Below are 15,702 nucleotides of genomic sequence, written 5' to 3'. Positions count from 1 at the left end.
TTCAAGTGCATCTTCAACGCCCCCCGCCGTTTCCCCCACTGCTCATCGCTCGACCAGAACTTCCGGGATCGCTTCAACCGCCGGCTCAATCGACTGATTGCTGATATACGCCCACAGTTGCTCAGCCGCCGCGCCGCGCTGCTTGACGGGCCGATACAGGCGAATCTCCAGCTCGGTTGCCCAGGCATCCGGGCCGGCATGAACCAGCGTGCCTTCACTCACCTCTTTGGCGATACAGCTTTCGGGCAGCCAGCCAATCCCATGTCCTGCCACCACCATGCCTTTCAACGCCTCCGACATATGCGTTTCGAAGCAGCGATATAGCGCGTACGGTTCGGCGGCATTCATCAGCAGCATCTCGACGACGTTGCCGAGAAACGCCCCCGACGAGTAAGCCAGCAACGGCAGCGGCCGACCGCTTTTGCCCGGCAGCTCGAATAGCGGCCGGCCATCGCTGTCCGCCGCCGACACCGGCAAAATCCGCTCGACTCCGAGCGTCATAAACGGAAAGTGATTGGGATCGAGCGCGATCGGCAGTTGCGGGTGGTGGTAGCCGATCAGCAGATCGCAGTCGCCCGCTACGAGGTGCTGCACGCCCTCCGGCACATTGACGGCCTGCACCCGCGCCATGATGTCGCCGAACTCGTTGGTCAGGCGCTTCAGCCAGTCGGGAAACAGCGTGAACACCAACGTGTGGGCGACTGCAAAGTGCACCACGTGATCGTTTTCAGCGAACTGTTCATAGCCGCCCACGAGACTGCGCGCCGCATGCATGCTGCGCAGGATGTCCGCGGCCAGGCTGCGGAACATACGTCCGGCCGGCGTCAACGTGACAGGGTTAACGCTACGGTCGACGAGCTTCGTCCCCATCCATGTTTCGAGCGCCACGATTCGCCTGCTGAAAGCGGACTGGGTCAGATGCCGGCTACGAGCCGCGCGCGAAAAACTCTTCATCTCCGAGAGACTCAGAAAGTCTTCCAACCACTTTGCTTCCATAGTGCTCACTTGTATTGGATCAATCGACTTCCGGCACGCGCGTCCGGCCCGCGACGCACGATGCCGGCAACACAGCCTGCCGCTACGCAATACGAATAATTCGAGCCATCCGATGCGTTTTTCGCGAAGGGTTAGTCGAAATATGCATGAGCATTGCCTCGATAAATTGGGCTACATACCTTTTGGCTGCATACCCTTGTCATACGAAGCAGTGGCCCGGCAAGAAGCCTGGCGGTTCATCAACCATCGTCATACGGCCTCTGTGGTCGATCCTGAGCTTGTCCGTACGCGATTGCGTACGCGTCTTACGGTATCTCCCCTCGGTTTTTGAAGTCAAGCGAAGTCACGCGCCCCTGTGAAAGGATGGAATCGATATGACTGCCCTCGATACGCAAGCTCCCCCGGCGCCAGCCGCCCCAATGGATACGAAAGCCTGGCTCGAATCGCATGAGGCCGGTTATCACAAGACGTTGGGTAATCGTCAGGTCCAGATGATCGCCATCGGCGGTGCAATCGGCACCGGGCTCTTTCTTGGTGCGGGCGCACGTCTGCAGGTGGCCGGTCCGTCGCTCGCCATCGTCTATCTCGTGTGCGGTCTGTTCTCGTTCCTGATCCTGCGCGCGCTCGGCGAACTCGTGATGCACCGGCCCAGCAGCGGCAGCTTCGTGTCGTACGCACGCGAGTTCCTCGGCGAAAAGGCCTCGTATGTCGCGGGCTGGATGTACTTCCTGAACTGGGCGATGACCGGCATCGTCGACATCACCGCGGTCGCGCTGTACATGCACTACTGGGGGGCATTCGGTGGCGTGCCGCAGTGGGTGTTCGCGTTGATCGCGCTGTGCATCGTCGCGGCGATGAACCTGATCGGCGTGAAATGGTTCGCCGAAATGGAGTTCTGGTTTGCGCTGATCAAGGTCGCGGCGATCTCGCTGTTTCTGGTGATCGGCACGGTTATTCTTGGCACCGGCATCCATGTAGGCGGCAACACGACCGGCATACACCTGATCAGCCAGAACGGCGGCCTGTTCCCGCACGGCCTGTTGCCCGCGCTGGTGCTGGTGCAGGGTGTGGTCTTTGCGTTCGCCGGGGTCGAACTGGTCGGCACGGCGGCCGGCGAATGCAAGGACGCGCGCAAGGTGCTGCCGCGAGCGATCAACAGTGTGATCTGGCGTATTGCGCTGTTCTATGTGGGAGCCGTGGTACTGCTGGTCTGCCTGCTGCCATGGAGCGCGTACAAGGCGGGGCAGAGCCCGTTCGTCACGTTCTTCGCTGCGCTTGGCGTGCCGGGCGTGGGATCGGTGATGAATATCGTGGTGTTGTCGGCGGCGCTGTCGAGCCTGAACTCAGGGCTATATTCGACCGGCCGCGTACTGCGCGCACTGTCGATGGGCGGTTCCGCGCCGAACTTCCTTTCCCGCATGAGTTCCCAATCGGTGCCGTATGCTGGCATTCTGGTGACCGTGGCGATTTACGTCATCGGCGTGGTGCTGAACTATCTGGTTCCGTCGAGCGTGTTCGAAATCGTGCTTAATATCGCATCGCTCGGTATTCTGAGCACCTGGGGCTTTATCGTGGTCTGCCAGATGAAGTTCCGGGGCGCGGTGGCGCGCGGTGAAGCCGAACCGGTTAGTTTCAGGATGCCCGGCGCGCCAGTAACATCGTGGTTGACGCTCGCGTTTCTGCTCGGCGTGCTGGTGCTGATGGCTTTTGATTACCCGAACGGCACGTGGACCGTGGCGTCGATTCCGGTCGTCGCGGTGCTGCTGGTGGCCGGCTGGTACGGCGTACGTCGCCGCGCAGGCACGATGCTGAGGCCGACCATTCCGTCGGTGGTGCTGACGCAGAGCGTGCTCGAGGACCCGCCGCCGCACCCGTAATACCCGCTGAACCTGTGTGCTGTACCCGTTTGCTGTACCCCACTACGGAGAACCGAAGTGAAGCCATTCGACGAGATGCTGACGTCCGGCGATGCAGTGCGTGCGCCCTATGAGCTGCTCAAGCAATGGCTCGATACGCAGGACCCCGCGAATCTTGCGCAAAAAGCAACCGATGCAGAAGGCGTGTTCCGCAAGACCGGCATTACGTTCGCGGTGTACGGCGAAGAGGAAGCCGCCGAGCGGTTGATCCCGTTCGACATCATTCCGCGCATCATTTCCGCACGCGAGTGGGACCGTCTGTCGCAAGGCATCGAGCAACGCGTGATGGCGCTCAATGCGTTTCTCGATGATATCTATCATCGTCAGGAGATCGTGCGGGCAGGGCGCATCCCGCGTGAGCTGATCACGCAGAACGAAGCGTTTCTGCCGGAGATGATCGGTTTTCGGCCGCCGGGTAATGTCTATACGCACATCATCGGCGTCGATATCGTGCGCACGGCGGAAAACCAGTTCTATGTGCTGGAAGACAACGCGCGCACGCCGTCCGGTGTGTCCTACATGCTCGAAAACCGCGAGACGATGATGCAGCTCTTTCCCGAGCTGTTTCAGAAGGTCAAGGTGCGGCCGGTCGAGGTGTATCCGCAGCTGCTGCGCGAGTCGCTGGCGGCGGTGTGCCCGCCGGGCGGCAACACGTCGAATCCGACCATCGCAGTGCTGACACCTGGCATCCACAATTCTGCCTACTACGAGCATGCGTTTCTGGCTGACCAGATGGGCGTGCATCTGGTCGAGGGCAGCGACCTGCAGGTGGTCGACGGGCGGGTGGCGATGCGCACCACCGAAGGTTTCCGTGCGATCGACGTGCTGTATCGCCGGCTCGACGATGCGTACCTCGACCCGATGACTTTCCGGCACGACTCGGTGCTTGGCGTAGCCGGCATCATGGACGTCTACCGCGCGGGCAACATCACGATCGCGAATGCGCCCGGCACCGGTATCGCCGACGACAAGGCGATCTATTCGTACATGCCGGAAATCGTCGAGTTCTACACGGGCCGCCAGTCGATCCTCGAGAACGTGCCGACCTGGCGCTGCGCGGAGCCGGACAGTCTGAAATACGTGCTCGCCCATCTCGATGAACTCGTCGTGAAGGAAGTGCATGGGTCCGGCGGCTACGGCATGCTGGTCGGGCCGGCTGCCTCGAAGCAGGAATGCGAGGACTTTGCGTTGAAGCTGAAGGCGCGCCCGCACAGCTATATCGCGCAACCTACGCTTGCCCTGTCCACCACGCCCATCCTGACCGCGCAAGGTCTTGCGCCGCGCCACGTGGACTTGCGGCCGTTCGTGCTGATGTCGGACCGCATTCGCATCACGCCGGGCGGGTTGACGCGGGTGGCGTTGAAGGAAGGCTCGCTGGTGGTCAATTCGAGCCAGGGCGGCGGTACGAAGGATACGTGGGTGCTGGCAGCCGACTGAACTGCGCTCAACGCAACGCCGTACGCAACGGTTGCCAAAGACAAAGATTCGCAGAGACCCGGCCATCTACAGGCCGGGACCGTGCAAAACAGCAACGGGAGTTTGACAGGACATGCTTCTTGGTCGCACTGCAAGCGGGCTCTACTGGATGCACCGCTATATCGAACGCGCGGAGAACATCGCGCGCGTCGTCGATGCCGGGTTGCGCATGGCGCTGACCAGAACCTCCGACGCACCGGCGACATGGTTGTCCGTGGTGGTGACGTCCGGCACGGAAGAGGGGTTCCGGACGAAACACGACGCCTACACGGCCGACACCGTATCCGACTATCTGCTGCGCGATCTCGACAATCCGTCGAGCGTGCTGTCGAGCATCGAGGCCGCCCGCTCGAATGCCCGCATGGTGCGCACCGCGCTGACGCGCGAAGCGTGGGAGAGCATCAACGAAGCGTGGATGGTGATCCGGCGCGTGCTGGCACAGCCAATCCGGGCCAGCGAGCTGCCGGTCGTGCTGGTGCAGATCAAGCGCGAAGCCGCGCTGATTCGCGGCACGTTCCACGGCACGATGCTGCGCAATGAGATTTTCGATTTCTCGCGCATCGGCACCTTCATCGAACGCGCGGACAACACGGCGCGGATTCTCGACGTCAAATATCACCTGTTGCTGCCGGCCATCTCCTATGTCGGCACGACGCTCGACAACTACCAGTGGGAGTCGATCCTGCGTTCCGTCGATGCACACCGTTCCTACCGCTGGGTCTACGACGTGCAGTACAAGCCGGTCAACATCGCGGACTACCTGATCCTCAACGGGCGCATGCCGCGCTCGCTGAACTTCTGCTACGTGAACATCGTCGAGAACCTGGGGTATCTGGCGCGCGACTACGGCGTGACCCATCCCTGTCAGCAGACGGCCCACACGACACTGGCGACGCTGCGGGACAACACGGTCAAGCGGATCTTCGCGGGCGGTCTGCACGAATTCCTGACCGGCTTCATCGCGCAGAACAACCGCCTCGGTTTTGAAATCGCCGAAACCTACAACTTCGATTGAGTCCGGCCATGCGCATCGCCATTCGCCACACTTCGCGTTACGAGTATGACCAGCCGGTGCCGTACGCCCTGCAGCGGCTGCGCCTGCGTCCGCAGACGGGCGCCGGGCAGACGGTCGTCGACTGGCGCGTCACCGTCGACAATATCGAGCCGACGGTGACCTACACCGACGGCCTCGGCAACCGCGTCGATTTCGTGCGTCACAAGCGCAATATGAGCGAGATCGTCATCGTTGCCGCGGGCACCGTCATCACCGAAGACCGCGCCGGTGTGCTCGGCATGCTGGACGGGATCGCTCCACCGTGGATCTTCGAACGGGAGACACCGCTTACCCGCGCCGGCGCATCGATCAAGGCGCTGGCCGAACCTTTACGCTCGGAAACGGCGCAGTTGCAGGTTCTGCACGATCTGATGGGTACCGTTCATGAGCGGATCGCTTATCGGCCTGGCACAACCGAAGTCAAAACCGACGCTGAGACGGCATTGCTTGCCGGACAGGGTGTCTGCCAGGACCATGCGCATGTCTTTATCGCCGTCGCACGGCAGCTGCGCATGCCCGCGCGCTACGTGTCCGGTTATCTGCTGATGGAGGGCGTCGACGAGCAGGCGGCGAGCCATGCGTGGGCGGAGGCTTATATCGATGGGCTCGGCTGGGTCGGCTTCGACGCCGCCAACAACCGCTGCCCCGATGACCACTACGTGCGGATCGCCACGGGCTTTGACTACGGCGACGCGATGCCGGTGTCGGGCATCCGTACGGGACAGAGTAACGAGGCGCTGACCGTCGAGATCACGGTCCTGCCGGCGCAGGGGCAAAGCCAGAGTCAGAGTCAGGGCTAGCGATCGTGGTGACCCGCGGGAGCAGCCCGCCAGGGTTCAATCCGCCACTCGTCCTCGCGCGCCGGCCCGGCTACAATCCTTCTCGACAGACGCCCGCCGGGCGCGGCGACCCTCGACTATGGAGATTCCATGCAATACACCATCGGCCAGTTCGACACGCTCCATGCCCGATACCAGTCGTATTTCTGCATGCTGCAACCGGGCCCGAGCCGGACGACGACGGTGAGCGGTATCGAATGGAAGTGGTCGATTTTTCATGACGTCAACGGCGCGCCGGACATGAGAGGCGCAGTCGCACAAGGCCGTGCCGATACTGCGGCGCTCGCGCAGGATGCGATTAACGCATGGCTCAGGGATCATCCGTCGGCATAGCGGCTAACCGGATACGCCGCTTTATTCGATGCGATGGTTCGTGTAAATAATGCCACCCGATGTGTCGAAAATAAAGATTCGGTATTTTATGGATGCCCGGACCGGTTCAATGGACGGAGTCGCTATATAGCGGAAACAAACAACCACGAGACATCAGGATTTGAGTTTTATTGAGAATAACGGCTTCACCGGAAAATAATGAAAATGAAAGAAAATTTCCGGTAAATTGAAAGGTGCTCCCGCACGACCCGCCTCCTCAAGGGCCACGGCGTTACGTTTCTCGAAACGAAAGATTCCGGAAGTTTGTTCATACAAACCTCGTAAATAACACGGCAGGCCGGTTTTCTTTCGAAAACCAGACACTGCCCAATCCGCATATATTAGTCGCTCTTTTAATGCCCGCTTAATCCTTGACAAGGTCTCGGCGCAGCACCTATTTTTGCTGTGTCGCCGATTTGCGATCTCACTGCTCCGGATATCAAAACGGAGCGATAAGGATAATTCCCGTCAGCAGTGAGTGATACTCGACGCATGTCATAACCAGTTTTAATTCAGGCTCTTAAAAGAAGTTGAATCCCAACCGCTGTGTGCCCCGAGTGCAGCGCGAGTTGTCGGAGTTCCTGCGCGTCTCGCCGGCGAAAGCGGCCTTTGTGAAGCGGTATCGAAACCCACCCACCAAGGATAGAGATGAAGCCAGACAGGAGCTGTACCGGCAACAGCTACGGCCGCCACGGCCGGTTAGCCGGGTTAGGTGCCCTGACGATAGGGCTCATGGTTCTCGCAGGATGCGGCGGAGGAGACAGCGGCTCATCCTCCAGCGCAGCGAACCTCAAGCAGACCGCCGACGCACAGGCCAACGCACAGGCCAGCCCGGCGCAGGACGCGAAAAGCGCGGCGGCGAATCAACCGTATGTCGATCCGGTGGCCTATTCGATGAATGCCACCGACGGGCTGACCGCATCGCAGGTCAGCGAAAAAGCCGCGATCATGCACTACCAGTGGAAGTCCGGCGGCACGACCGTCAACTACACGACGACCACGGGCCATTTGACCGCGATGGACGCGAAGGGCAACCCCGAGGCGTCGATGTCCTATGTCGCGTACACCGCGCCGGGTACGAACGGCGCGCCGCGGCCGGTGACCTTCGTCTACAACGGCGGCCCGGGCTCGTCGTCGATCTGGCTGCGTCTCGGTTCGTTTGCGCCGACGCGTGTTGCGACGCCTGACCCGCTGTTCGGCAGCAACTGGCCGAACTATCCGCTCGTCGATAACAAGGAAAGCCTGATCGACACGACCGACCTGGTCTTCATCGATCCGCCGGGAACCGGGCTCTCCGAAGCAGTCCTGCCGAACACGAACCAGGTGTACTGGGGCAGCGACCCGGACGTCAACATCATGCGCGACTTCATCGAGCGCTATGTCGCGGTCAACAATCGCAGCAAGTCGCCGCTGTATCTGTACGGAGAATCGTATGGCACGCCGCGTACCGACATGCTGGCGCTAGCGCTCGAATCGGCTGGGGTGCACCTGACCGGGATCACGCTGCAGTCCGCGATCCTGAATTACTTCGCGGATGCGACAGAGGCCGTCGCGATCACGCAGTCGACGGAGGGTCTGCTGCTCGATACGGATACCGTGGCGGGCTATCTGCCGGGGTATGCGGAGGTCGCGGCGTACTACAACCAGGCATCGCCGGCTCCGATCAACCAGGGCTTGTACGCGCTGCAGATGGAAGTGTTCACCACGCTCGCGTACAACCAGCTCCAGCAGTACTCGCAATCGTGGGTACTGAGCCAGCTCGGTATACCGGACGCACTGGGTACACCGGTCTTCCCCAGCAATGCAACGCTTAAGTCGTGGACGTGGCCAACGAGCCTGACGCTGCAGGCGCTGCAAGGCTACTTCAACGCGAATCCGTATTCGGCCAGCCTGCTGCCGGGGACGACGATAGGCCGGTACGACGGACGCGTGTCGTTGCCGAATGCGGATCCGCGGTTGCAGAGCGATGGGGACCCGTCGGACATCCTGATCTCGCAGCCGTTCACGAACGCACTCGCAACGCAGTTGCCGGACTATCTCGGCTATACGGCGCCGAACGCGACCTACTTGCCGTTGAACGACAACATCATCGGGGTGTGGGACTTTACGCACGATGGTCAACCGATGCCCGACACGATTCCCGATCTGCTCGGCGCGTTGCAGCTCAACCCGCGGCTCGCGGTGTTCTCGGAAAACGGCTACCACGATCTGGCGACACCGTTCTTCAGTACCGAGAAGGAACTGGCGCGACTGCAGACCGTGCCGGGTCTGAACGCGAAGGTGCAGGTTGGCTTCTTCCAGGGTGGCCATATGATTTATCTGGATGACGTGGCTCGTCCGCAGATGAAGCGCGATCTCAAGACGTTCTATGCGAACCGGCGGATTCCGACCGCGCTGACGTTGCGGGAACTGCCGCCGCCGTGGCAGGACGAGAACCCCGCCAGTTCGCCGACCGGTAGCATTCCGACCACCCAGGCTGCGGCGCCCTGATCGATGACGGGATCGCCTTCCTACAGGAAACCCTCTGTTCACCCATTCAATGCGAGTGATCATGTCTCTAGCTAATTTATTGCGGCGCATTTCCCCGTTGATCGTGCTCGGTGCAGTGATGAGCAGCGCCCATGCACTGCCGCCTCAAGCGGTGGCGCCTGTGACGCTGCCGCATGGCAGCCGGGGTGTCGACGGTCCGTTCTTTCCTCAAAACCGTGTGGCGGCCGTCCTGCCGTCTACCGGTGCGACCCTGCAGCAACAGGCGCAGCAACGCGTCGAAGCCCGGCTCGGTGCCAACACCGTGCTGAGCAACGGCGCGTCGGTAACGAAGGCGCAGGCGCAAAGCAGCGGTCTGGGGTATGTCTCGAAGCATTTTGACGAAATCGACAGTGCCCATACCGGACGCGTGTCGATGAGCGATGTGCGGACGTATATCCAGAAGCAACAGCAACAACAGCAGGAGTAAACGGTCAGCGCCCAGTCATGGGCAGACCATTGAACGAAACCGGAGTGTCCGTGTGGCACTCCGGTTTTGTTTTGTTGAGAGTTGTGAAAGCGCTGTTGGTTTGATTTTCTTCGAGCCCGTTCGTTTTAATGCTGTGTTCTGCGTATCCACCTGAATATTTCCCGACGGGCTTCTCCGTTTTATCGGAGATCGATCCGATTGTCATGGATGAATGAGATTATCGAATCCCCGCGGCACCGTATTAACTTATTTGATTTGCGGAGAAATAACAGAGCCGGAAAGAAACTTTCAGAAAGCCAACATTGGTGCCGTATCAAACCCCGCCAACGCTACAGATGAGGGTTTTCACTCCTTCTGTAGGGAAATTTTGGTGAGTTTTTTTGTGCTAGCTTCGCGATACGTCTGAGTAATAGGATTTTTTTCAAAATTCATGAGGCGCCTGGCACTGCCGTGGCGATTATTTTTACGTCCTCATAATCCTTGACAGAGCCTTGGCGGACCACTTATTTTTGCGATGCTGTCGATATGTTCATATCGGCTCACCCCAAATGAGGATGGCAAAGTGCGCACCACTTTAGCTGCCCGGTTGGCATTGTTAAATGCGTAGAAGAAATATCTTTAAATCTGGATCTGCAAAAGAAATTTAATTCCGACCGCTGCGGGCCCGCGAGTGTCGCGCGGGTTATCCGCGCCCCGATGCTTCACGCCCCGGCTGCAGCGGCCTTTGTGAAACGGTTTCGAAACCCACCACCAAGGATTGAGATGAAACCAGACAGAAGCGGTACTGGCAGCGAGCATCGCCAGCAAGGTCGGTTCGCCGCACCAGGTGCAATTGGTGCAATTGCGATCGGCGTCATGGTTCTCGCCGGATGCGGCGGCAGCGATGGCGGTTCGTCCGCGAGCGGCGCTGCGAGCCTGAAGCAGACCGCCAACGCGCAGGCCAGCCCGACGACGGCTAATCAGCCTTACGTCGACCCGGTGGCCTACTCGATGAATGCCACCGACGGCCTCGCCGCATCGCAGGTCGCCGAAAAAGCGGCCGTGATGAACTACACGTGGACCTCGGGCAGCACCACGATCAACTACACGACGACCACGGGCCACCTGACCGCGGCGGATGCGAAGGGCAACCCCGAAGCGTCGATGTCCTACGTCGCGTACACCGCGCCGAGTACGAACGGTGCGCCGCGGCCGGTGACCTTCGTCTACAACGGCGGCCCGGGTTCGTCGTCGATCTGGCTGCGCCTCGGCTCGTTTGCGCCGACGCGTGTCGCGACGCCTGATCCGTTGTTCGGTACCAACTGGCCGAACTATCCGCTCGTCAACAACACCGAAAGCCTGATCGATACGACCGACCTGGTCTTCATCGATCCGCCGGGAACCGGGCTCTCCGAAGCCGTGCTGCCGAACACGAACCAGACGTTCTGGGGTTCCGATCCCGACGTCAATGTGATCCGCGATTTCGTCGAGCGTTATATCGCGGTTAACAATCGCAGCAAATCGCCGCTGTATCTGTACGGGGAGTCGTACGGCACGCCGCGTACCGACATGCTGGCGCTGGCGCTCGAATCGGCTGGGGTACACCTGACCGGGATCACGTTGCAGTCCGCGATCCTGAATTACTTCGCGGATGCGACCGAGGCCGTTGCGATCACGCAGTCCCAGGCCGGCCTGCAACTCGCGACCGATACCGTCGAGGGTTACCTGCCCGGTTTCGCGGAAGTGGCGGCGTACTACAACCTGGCGTCGCCGGCACCGGTCAGTCAGGCGGCGCTCGCGGCGCAGGTCGAGCAATTCGGCACGGGGCAGTACAACCACTTTGGGCAATTCGCGCAAACGTGGGCGCTCAGCCAGGATGGCGCACCGGGCTTCTTCGGTACGCCGGTGTACCCGTCGACACGCACGCTCCAGTCGTGGGTCATTCCGTCTGGCCTGACACTGCAGGCGCTGCAAGGCTTCTTCAACTCGAGTCCGCTCGAAACCGCCCTGATCCCGGGTACGACGATCGGCGGGTATGACGGACGCGTGTCGTTGCCGAACTCGGACCCGCGGCTGCAGAGCGATGGCGACCCGTCGGACATCCTGCTGACGCAGCCGTTCGTCAACGCCCTCGCGACGCAGTTGCCGAACTACCTCGGCTATACGGCGCCGAACTCGGCCTACGTCCCGCTGAACGACGACATCATCAATGTGTGGGATTTCTCGCACGACGGGCAACCGATGCCGGACACGATCCCCGATCTGCTCGGTGCGCTGCAACTCAACCCGCGACTTGAAGTGTTCTCGGAAAACGGCTACCACGACCTGGTGACGCCGTTCTTCAACACCGAGAAACAGCTGGCGCGGTTGCAGACCGTGCCGGGCTTCAATCCGAACCTGCAGGTCAGCTTCTTCCAGGGCGGTCACATGATTTACCTGGACGACGTGGCGCGCCCGCAGATGAAAGCGGATCTCGCACTTTTCTATGGCGCGCGGGCGATCCCCGGTGCACTGACGCTGACGACGCTGCCGCTGGCATGGCGTGACGAGGCGGCGCCCGGTACGCCGACCGGCAGCACGCCGACCGCGACGGCAACGACAACGGCAACGGCAACGGCAACGGCCCCCTGAGCGATGGACGCCTTGTTACAGGGAAGCCTCTGTTCATCTATTCAATGCGAGTGATCATGTCTCTAATCAACTTGATGCGACGTATTTCCCCGTTGATCGTCCTCGGTGCCGTCATGAGTAGCGCTCACGCACTGCCGCCGCAGGCGGTGGCGCCTGTGACGCTGCCGCATGGCAGCCGGGGTGTCGACGGCCCGTTCTTTCCGCAGAACCGTGTGGCAGCCGTTGTGCCGTCTACCGGTGCGACCCTGCAGCAGCAGGCGCAGCAACGCGTCGACGCCCGGCTCGGTGCCAATACCGTGCTCAGCAACGGCGCTTCGGTGACGAAGGCGCAGGCGCAAAGCAGCGGTCTGGGGTATGTCTCGAAGCACTTCGACGCAATCGACAGTGCCCATACCGGGCGCGTATCGATGGCCGATGTGCGGACGTATATTCAGAAGCAGCAGTTGCAGCAGCAGCAATAGAGCCGCTTGCAGCCTGTATCGTGCGGTACAGCCAGGCGGACTGCGGCTGACTATCCACGAACGCGGCGGTGACCGGTTGCATACGGGGTAAGCGAAACCGGAGTGTCGGCATGACACTCCGGTTTTGTCATGTCGGTCGCAGGGCAGCGGTATCGGCGGTATCGGTCATCTGCCGCATCGCGTAAAATTTGCGCTTCGACTCGACGATCCGACTGTTCATGCCCATGCCTCAGGACAAGCCCGGCCCAAAGGAAAGCGAAGGCGTCGCGGTGCTCGACCGGGCCTGCTCGATCCTGTTCGCATTCGGTCCCGACGACGCACCGCTCACGCTCGCCGAACTGGCCGCACGCACGGGCCTCTACAAAAGCACGCTGCTGCGTCTTGCCGGTTCGCTGATCCAGCATCGGTTGCTGCTGCGTCTCGAAGACGGCCGCTATCAGCTCGGGCCCGCCACCTTCATGCTCGGCGCGCTCTACCAGCGCAGTCTGAAGCTCGGCGATATTCTCGTACCGCTCATGCAGGAGCTTGCCCAGGCGAGCGGGGAGAGCGTGTCGTTCTACGTGCGCGACGAGGCGGTGCGGGTGTGTCTGCATCGTGTCGATTCGACGCATGCGGTGCGCTTTCATGTGCGCGAGGGCGATGTGTTGCCGCTAGAAACTGGTTCGGGTGGGCGTGCGCTGCTGGCGTTCGGCGGCGCGGTGGGCGAGCCGTATGAACAGATTCGCGAAGACTTTTACTGCGTGTCGGTGGGCGAACGCGATCGCGAAACGGCCGGCATGTCTGCGCCCGTGTTCGGCGTACGCGATGCATTGCGCGGCGTGCTCACGCTAGCGGGGCCCGCCTCGCGGATCGACAGCGCGTTTATCGATGGCCATCTTGGTGCGCTGTTCGACTGCGCCTCGCGTGCAACCGATGCGCTCGGTGGCGATTCGCGCGGGCTGCGCACCGCGTGGCGCCGCATGCTCGATCGTCAGTCCAGGTGACGTTCGGGCTGACCGGTATAGCGATACGCCATCTGGCGCGGCATCGGCCCCTTGTTGCGTTCGTTGCGCGCGCGTTGTTCCCATGCGTGCGCGAGAATGCCGACCGCCCGTGACAGGCAGAACACACCACGCGCGAGTTCCGGCGCAAAGCCGAGTTCTGCATAGATCACCGCGGTAGCACCGTCGATATTCATCGGCACCGCCTTGTTCTTGCGCCGCTGCAGCAACGCTTCGATGCCACGCGCGATCGCTGCATATTCCCCGGATACCGTTCCATTCACCACCGCCGCATCGACCAGGGCGAGCAGTTTCACGGCGCGCGGATCGACGGGATGAAAGCGATGTCCAAAGCCCGGTAGATATTTGCCGTGCGTGTCGATGAAGGCGTCGACGGCCTGTTCGACTGCGGTGTCGAGCGCGACACCTTGCGCGATGCGAGTGCGCACCGTCTCATAGAGTTCAACCGACTGCTGGCCGGCGCCGCCATGCACGTCATCGAGCGCGTTGATCGCGGAGGCCATCGCGCCGTTCAACGGCAAGCCGCAACTCGTGGCCATCCGTGAGATCGCGATCGACGGCGCCTGCGGTCCGTGATCGACCGATGCGACCAGCGCCGCTTCGAACAGCTGTGCCTTCGGCGCTTCGGGCGGTTCGCCGCGTAGCATCAGCCAGATCATCTGCGGAAAACTGACGGCGCCGATCAGCTCCTGAATCGGGAAGCCGCGCACATTGATCGAGCCTGGATGGATGTCGATGATCGACGTGCTCCAGTAGTCGGCGGCGAGCGTGGCCGTATCGAGCGGTTGGGTCATGGTCAGATCACTCCTTCGGCGTGCAGTGCGTCGATCTGCGATGCGTCGTAGCCGAGCGCACTTAGATGGGTTTTGGTATGCGCGGAGAGGGCCGGTGCCGCAGTGGCCGGCGCGGCATCCGCATCGGAAAGACGGAACCCCGCGCGCGTTACACGCTGGGTCGTGCCGCCCGGTTCGTCGATCAGTTCGCGCACGAAATGCCGCGACGCCAGATGAGGATGCGCGAGAATTTCCGGCACCGACAGCACACGCCCCGCGGGCACACCGGCCGCGATCAGTTTCGTTTCCCAGTTTGTGGCGCTGTCATTGGCGAGCGCGGCTTCGAGTTCTGCTTTAAGTGCCGCGCGATTGACCTTGCGGGCATGGCGTTCCGAGAAGCGTGCGTCACCGGGCAGATCAGCGCGGCCAAGCAACGCACACAAATTGACGAACTGCTTTGTTTCGTTGGCTGCGATGTTGAGCAGACCGTCGCCGGTCTTGAACGTACCCGATGGCGCCGCGGTGAAATTTTCGTTGCCCATCGGAGTGGGAACGACACCGGCGTTCAGGTAGTTCGACACGACCCAGCCCATCGTCGCAAGCGTCGACTCAAGCATCGATACATCGAGCATCCGGCCGCGACCGCTCGCGCGTGCTTCGACAAGCGCGCCGCAGATGGCAAGCGCCGCCGTCAGACCACCGACCGTATCGGACACCGGATAGCCGACTCGCAGCGGGGCGCTGTCGGCGTCGCCGGTCACGCTCATCACGCCCGCGATACCTTGAATGATCTGGTCGTAGGCCGGCCGCGCCGACAACTCGCCGTCCTGTCCGAAACCGGAGATCGCGCAATAAACCAGCTTAGGGTTCACTTCGCTGAGCGCCGCATGATCGAGCCCAAGTCGGGCCATCACGCCCGGCCGGAAATTTTCGACGAGCACGTCGGCGGTTTTCACGAGGTCGAGCAGGATCGCCTTGCCGCGCGGATCTTTCAGATTCAGCGTCACCGACTGCTTGCCCGCATTCACCGCGACAAACGATGTGCCCATGTTGCGCGCCGACGCATCCTTGTCAGCACCGAGCCGCCGCGCGAGATCGCCGCCATCCGGATGCTCGATCTTGATGACTTCGGCGCCGAGCAACGCCAGTTGATACGCACAGAACGGGCCGGCCAGTACATTCGATAGATCGAGTACGCGGATGCCGGTCAACGGAAGCGTCATGTCACACCTTGTTGTGTTGATTGCG

The 15,702-nt window shown here is 61.5% G+C and carries 13 protein-coding genes; 10 read left to right on the top strand and 3 right to left on the bottom strand.

Features of this window, described 5'->3' with window-relative positions:
* Window positions 1-42: 42 nt before the first annotated feature.
* Window positions 43-996 (bottom strand): LysR substrate-binding domain-containing protein, encoded by a 954-nt coding sequence (locus BWP39_RS21715; RefSeq protein WP_096723944.1) that lies wholly within the window; start codon window positions 994-996, stop codon window positions 43-45.
* Between the two features lie 374 nt (window positions 997-1,370).
* On the opposite strand from BWP39_RS21715, the gene ansP reads away from it, so the two are divergent.
* The 10 genes from ansP (at window position 1,371) to BWP39_RS21665 (ending at window position 13,663) form a co-directional block, all read left to right on the top strand.
* On the top strand, window positions 1,371-2,873 hold the full coding sequence (gene ansP, locus BWP39_RS21710) for an L-asparagine permease (protein WP_096723942.1): 1,503 nt from the start codon (window positions 1,371-1,373) through the stop codon (window positions 2,871-2,873).
* Between the two features lie 57 nt (window positions 2,874-2,930).
* Window positions 2,931-4,349: a circularly permuted type 2 ATP-grasp protein gene (locus tag BWP39_RS21705; protein WP_096723940.1), complete on the top strand. Its 1,419-nt coding sequence runs from the start codon at window positions 2,931-2,933 to the stop codon at window positions 4,347-4,349.
* Between the two features lie 112 nt (window positions 4,350-4,461).
* Window positions 4,462-5,403, top strand: a complete 942-nt coding sequence (locus tag BWP39_RS21700; protein ID WP_096723938.1) for an alpha-E domain-containing protein — start codon at window positions 4,462-4,464, stop codon at window positions 5,401-5,403.
* An 8-nt stretch (window positions 5,404-5,411) separates the two neighbouring features.
* Window positions 5,412-6,242 carry a transglutaminase family protein gene (locus BWP39_RS21695; RefSeq protein ID WP_096723936.1) on the top strand — a complete coding sequence of 277 codons (831 nt, stop codon included), beginning with the start codon at window positions 5,412-5,414 and terminating at the stop codon, window positions 6,240-6,242.
* A 129-nt stretch (window positions 6,243-6,371) separates the two neighbouring features.
* On the top strand, window positions 6,372-6,614 hold the full coding sequence (locus BWP39_RS21690) for a hypothetical protein (RefSeq protein WP_096723935.1): 243 nt from the start codon (window positions 6,372-6,374) through the stop codon (window positions 6,612-6,614).
* Window positions 6,615-7,301: 687 nt separating this feature from the next.
* Complete coding sequence (locus tag BWP39_RS21685; protein ID WP_096723934.1) at window positions 7,302-9,143, top strand: S10 family serine carboxypeptidase-like protein; 1,842 nt, start codon at window positions 7,302-7,304, stop codon at window positions 9,141-9,143.
* Between the two features lie 61 nt (window positions 9,144-9,204).
* Window positions 9,205-9,609, top strand: a complete 405-nt coding sequence (locus BWP39_RS21680) for a hypothetical protein (protein ID WP_207557025.1) — start codon at window positions 9,205-9,207, stop codon at window positions 9,607-9,609.
* A 762-nt stretch (window positions 9,610-10,371) separates the two neighbouring features.
* Window positions 10,372-12,219 carry a S10 family serine carboxypeptidase-like protein gene (locus BWP39_RS21675; protein ID WP_096723933.1) on the top strand — a complete coding sequence of 616 codons (1,848 nt, stop codon included), beginning with the start codon at window positions 10,372-10,374 and terminating at the stop codon, window positions 12,217-12,219.
* A 44-nt stretch (window positions 12,220-12,263) separates the two neighbouring features.
* Window positions 12,264-12,680, top strand: a complete 417-nt coding sequence (locus BWP39_RS21670) for a 2-oxoglutarate dehydrogenase (RefSeq protein WP_235851465.1) — start codon at window positions 12,264-12,266, stop codon at window positions 12,678-12,680.
* Between the two features lie 218 nt (window positions 12,681-12,898).
* Window positions 12,899-13,663, top strand: a complete 765-nt coding sequence (locus tag BWP39_RS21665; RefSeq protein WP_096723932.1) for an IclR family transcriptional regulator — start codon at window positions 12,899-12,901, stop codon at window positions 13,661-13,663.
* Here BWP39_RS21665 and BWP39_RS21660 read toward each other — a convergent pair.
* Both BWP39_RS21660 and BWP39_RS21655 read right to left on the bottom strand, forming a co-directional pair.
* A complete protein-coding gene (locus BWP39_RS21660) occupies window positions 13,651-14,475 on the bottom strand; it encodes a citryl-CoA lyase (protein ID WP_096723931.1) in 825 nt (274 codons plus the stop codon). The genes BWP39_RS21665 and BWP39_RS21660 overlap by 13 nt on opposite strands.
* A 2-nt stretch (window positions 14,476-14,477) precedes the next feature.
* The gene (locus BWP39_RS21655) at window positions 14,478-15,677 is read right to left on the bottom strand and encodes a CaiB/BaiF CoA transferase family protein (protein WP_096723930.1); all 1,200 of its coding nucleotides are present in this window, start codon (window positions 15,675-15,677) and stop codon (window positions 14,478-14,480) included.
* Window positions 15,678-15,702 lie beyond the last annotated feature (25 nt).

It is taken from the genome of Paraburkholderia acidicola, from assembly GCF_002362315.1.
GTDB lineage: Bacteria > Pseudomonadota > Gammaproteobacteria > Burkholderiales > Burkholderiaceae > Paraburkholderia > Paraburkholderia acidicola.
This window is presented reverse-complemented; position numbering and strand designations above follow the sequence as displayed.